Source organism: Pseudoflavonifractor sp. 60, assembly GCF_009911645.1.
In the GTDB taxonomy this organism is placed as follows: domain Bacteria; phylum Bacillota; class Clostridia; order Oscillospirales; family Oscillospiraceae; genus Lawsonibacter.
This window is the reverse complement of record NZ_QWKI01000122.1, coordinates 1-4253: the sequence shown is the minus strand read 5'-3', so window position 1 is coordinate 4253 and position 4253 is coordinate 1. Positions and strand designations below refer to the sequence as shown.

General features: G+C 67.3%; 4 protein-coding genes. All 4 read right to left on the bottom strand.

Translation table 11 applies throughout. From position 1 onward, the window contains the following. Positions 1-196: 196 nt before the first annotated feature. The gene (locus D1646_RS13185) at positions 197-862 is read right to left on the bottom strand and encodes a hypothetical protein (RefSeq protein WP_160636896.1); all 666 of its coding nucleotides are present in this window, start codon (positions 860-862) and stop codon (positions 197-199) included. A gap of 33 nt (positions 863-895) precedes the next feature. Beyond that, positions 896-2905 carry a DNA mismatch repair endonuclease MutL gene (gene mutL, locus D1646_RS13180; RefSeq protein ID WP_160636895.1) on the bottom strand — a complete coding sequence of 670 codons (2010 nt, stop codon included), beginning with the start codon at positions 2903-2905 and terminating at the stop codon, positions 896-898. A gap of 8 nt (positions 2906-2913) precedes the next feature. Continuing rightward, the gene (locus tag D1646_RS13175; RefSeq protein WP_160636894.1) at positions 2914-3402 is read right to left on the bottom strand and encodes a hypothetical protein; all 489 of its coding nucleotides are present in this window, start codon (positions 3400-3402) and stop codon (positions 2914-2916) included. After that, the coding region (locus D1646_RS13170; protein ID WP_207709440.1) for a DUF4358 domain-containing protein at positions 3402-4253 on the bottom strand (852 nt) is incomplete at its 5' end. The genes D1646_RS13170 and D1646_RS13175, both read right to left, overlap by 1 nt.

Sequence of the window (4253 nt, the reverse complement as noted above, 5' to 3'; positions counted from 1 at the left end):
GCAGGGCCCATCCCCCGTCCCGCCCGCAGGCGGCCTGGCCCCTTTGAAAAGGGGCGGAGCGGTGCGGTGGGGATTGACTTGCAGGCACTGCTTCGACTTAAAATCTGAGGTAGAAGATGGCGCTTTCAGAGACAATCCCCCGTCCCACTGTGCGCACTGGGGCGGGGGAGGGTGGGGCGCTCCCAACCGAAGCTCCTCACAATGGCCACTGCGTGACGGCGCCGCAGACGGCCCGGGCCAGGTCCAGGAAGCGGTCCATACGGGGAAAGAACTGCTCCGCTCTCCGGGCCAGTTCAGCCTGTTCCTCCTCGGAACCGTAGCGCTTCACATACTCGTTGTCCCCGTCCAGATTCCAGCCGCCGCCGTCGCCGCTGAGGCTGTAGAGCGGGGCGTCGGTGGAGACGGTAATCAAGTGCAGGCCCTCGCCGCCGGGCCCGGGGCGGACGGTCACCCGGTCCCGGGGGCAGGCCAGCAGAGCGTTGCGCAGCTCCAGACTGCCCAGCACCACCTTGGTAAAGGGCGGGTTGTCGCAGCGGATCAGGCGCTTTCGGGTCACCTCGGGGCAGCCGAAGTCAGCGGAGTAGCCCGCCACCGGGGGGACCGCCCTCAGCACCGAGTTGACCCCCGCCGATGTTCTCTTCTCCGCGCCGATGGTCAGCTTGTAGGGCTTGCCCAGGGTCACGGAGATGCGCGCCCGGGCGTGGGACCAGGTGGCGCCCCGGCCTGCGTCCACCACGGCCAAATCCACCGCCAGGGGCCGGTCCTTCCAGCTGAGGATCAGCAGGGCGTCGTCCGACTCTCCGGCCAGAAGCTGCCCACCGTATTTCTGCTGGTAGCGGTACAGGGCCTCATTCCAGGACATAGCGGTCTCCCTTCCGGCGCGGAGCGCCCTTTTTTATGCCCGTTTAAATTGTTTTTCCAGCTCTTTTTTGGTCAGCTCAATGGCCACCGGCCGGCCGTGGGGGCAGTACTTCACCTGTCCGGACATCACCGCCCGGGCGACCCGCTCCAGCTCCTGGGCGCTGGTGTGCCAGCCCCCCTTGATCGCCGCCTTGCAGGCCATGGTGTGGAGCAGCTCATCCCGGGCGGCGGCGGGGTCGGCGGAGCCGGAGGTGAGCAGCTTCTGGGCCAGTTCCTCCAGGGCGGCGGGGACGTCTCCGGGGTCCACGTCAAAGGGGGTCTGCCGCACCGCCAGGTCGGTCCCCAGCTCGTCCACCTCAAAGCCAAACTCCTCCAGCAGCGCTCTGTGTGCCAGCAGAATCTCCCGCTGCTGGGGGGCCAGACGGCAGACCACCGGGGTCAGCAGGGCCTGGGCCATGGGGTCGTAGCCCTCCGCCTTCATCCGGTCAAAGTTCATCCGCTCGTGGGCGGCGTGCTTGTCGATGAAGAAGACGGTGTCCCCCTGCTCCACGATGATGTAGGTGTTCAGCACCTCTCCGGCGACCCGCCAGTCCTGCTCCTGGGGGATGAGGGGCGGCGTGACGGGGCTGTCACACTCCGCAGCGGGGGCGGGCGGTGTGCCGGGCTGGAGTTTTGAGGAGGGGGCGGCAGAAGCGGGCGGCGTAATGGGTCCTGCCGAAGGGGCCGCTGCGGCGGGGTTTTCCCGTTCTTCCGAGGGAACTGTGGCCGCGGGGACAGGACTGAAATCTTCGTCCTCTTCCAAGGGGGCCGTTGCGGCGGGGACAGCCGGTCTGCGGGGCGGCACAAAGCCGGTGTCATGGACCCGCACCACCGGGGGGACAGCGGGGCGGGCAGCCGGCGTATTGCGGGCTGCGGCGGGGACGGAGGGCGGGGCGGGCTGGCCGTGTCCCGCAGAGGGGGCCGGAGCGCCCAGCTCCAGCTGATTTGCCGTCACCGTGTCCTGCCGCCGGACGCCGGGGAGCTCCGAATTTTTCAGCACCGCCTGGGGCCGGGAGAGGTCCCCCTCCAGGGTTGACAGCACCGCCTGGTACACTGCGGAAAACACCTGACGCTCTGCCCCGAACTTCACCTCCGTCTTTGCAGGGTGGACGTTCACATCTACAGCGTTGAGCTTTGTCTGCAAATGGAGGACACAGCCGGGGAATTTGCCCACCATCTTCTGATTCCGGTAGGCCTCCTCCAGGGCGGCCATCATCAGGGGGGACTTCACCTGCCGCCCGTTGACAAAGAAGAACTGCCAGCTGCGGCTGGCGCGGCAGCAGGCGGGCATGGACACAAAGCCGGTGACGGACATCTCCTCGCCGGAGGCGCGCACCTCCCGGAAGCCCAAGGCCAGCTCCCGCCCCAGCACGGCGTAGACGGCGGACTTCAGCTGGCCGTCGCCGGGGGTGAGCAGCTCCTGCTTGCCGTCCCGGATGAATTTCACGCTGACCTCCGGGTGGGACAGGGCCACTCTCTGCACCACGGCGGAGACGGCGGCCCCCTCGGCGGCGTCCTTTTTCATAAATTTCAGCCGGGCGGGGGTGTTGAAGAACAAATCCCGTACCACCATGGTGGTGCCCAGAGGACAGCCCGCCTCCTCCGGCTCCCCCGGGGTCCCCCCGTCCAGGGCGAGGGAGGTCCCCAGCTCCTCCCCGGCGGTGCGGGTCAGCACCTCCATGCGGGAGACGGCGGAGATGGCGGCCAGCGCCTCCCCCCGGAAGCCCAGGGTCCCAATGGCCTCCAGGTTGTACTCGCTGTGCAGCTTGCTGGTGGCGTGGCGGAGGAAGGCGGTCTTCACCTCTCCGGCAGGGATACCCTTGCCGTCGTCGGTGACCCGGAGGAAGGTGAGCCCGCCCCGGGCAATCTCCACCGTCACCGTGGAGGCTCCGGCGTCAATGGCGTTCTCCATCAGCTCCTTGGCCACGCTGGCTGGCCGCTCCACCACCTCACCGGCGGCAATCAGGTCGGCCACATGGGGGTCCAATACTTGAATATTTGCCATAATGTACCTCATTTTATCTCATAAATCATGGAATCCGGGTCTATCCAGGCCCTCTGGGGGACCAGCGGGTCCAGGCGGACGGTGGGGGTCTGGCCGCTCCCGGCGGGGCGGTTCCAGAGAAATTCACTGCGGACCGAGTAGGTCTTCCCCTCCCACTGGTAGATGCACAGCACCGTCCAGGGGCTGCGCTTGCGGAGACCGTCGCTGCCGAAGCTGGTGTACCAGTGGTGCCGGGTCGCCTCCGGGACCAGTTTCCCCGGGACGGCCCAGCCCTCTGTTTTCAGCCAGTCCCAGCCCCGCTCCCTCCGCCTGGCCCACAGCAGCAGACCCGCCCCAAGGGCCAGCAGAGGCAGGCCGCCCAGCAGGAAGGAACGGGCGTCCCCATTCCGCACGGGGAGGGAGAGGGCGCCGAACAGCAGCCCCAGCAGGGAAAATATCGCCCCCAGCATCAGCAGGAGGAAAGCCAGCAGGGCCTCGTAACAGCGGGGGGCCCTCATCAGTAGCCCTCGCTGACCACGGTCCAGGCCCCGTTCTGCCGCTCCAGGGAGATGGTCCGGTCCGGGTCCACCGGCGCGCCCCCCTTGGAGCAGCGCACCTGGAAGGTGATCTCTCCGGCCTTCGCCTCAATCTCGGTGAGGGTCTCCACCTCAAACACCGTGCCCATGTAGTAGTCCATGGCGGCGTCGTAGGCGGCGGCCCTGTCCTCGTCGGTGAGGGGCGGGAGGGGCTCCTCCTGGGCGGCGGGTCCGGAGACGTCCGGCTCCGGTTCGGGCAGGTCCGGCGGGAAATCGGCCAGGTCCACCGCTTCCCCCGTCATCAGCGCCTGGCACAGCTTCTCCAGCCCGTCCCGGTCCTGGCCCACGGCGAAGAGCAGGTAGTTTCCCGCGTGCTCAATAATGGGGTCGTCCATCCGGGCGGCCTGGTCGGGGGCGTAGAACTCATAGGCCGACTTCTGGTCCTCCGCGTAGGTGAACAGCGCCGCCTCCAGCCCCTCCGACGCGCTGTGGTCCTTGGCCTCCAGCAGAATGAACTGGTCGGCCACCATCCCCAGGGACATGGTGAACCGGGCCTGGGCAATGTCCTCCGGCTGGGCGTTGACTCGCTCCTCGTAGAGGTTCAGCAGACCGGGCACCAGCTCCGGGTCCTGGGCCTCCAGAGGCTCCGGGAAGTAGCCGCTGGCCGTGAGGGTTTCGGCGATGTAGTCCAAATCCAGCTCCGCTGACTTCTCCCTGGGAGCGCAGGCGGTGAGGACCAGGCACAGAAACAGCAGAGGCAGAAATTTGACGTGTCTCATAAGGTACTCCTTTTTCGTGTGAGTGGGCTTGATGCCGTTTTTACAGCTCTGCTC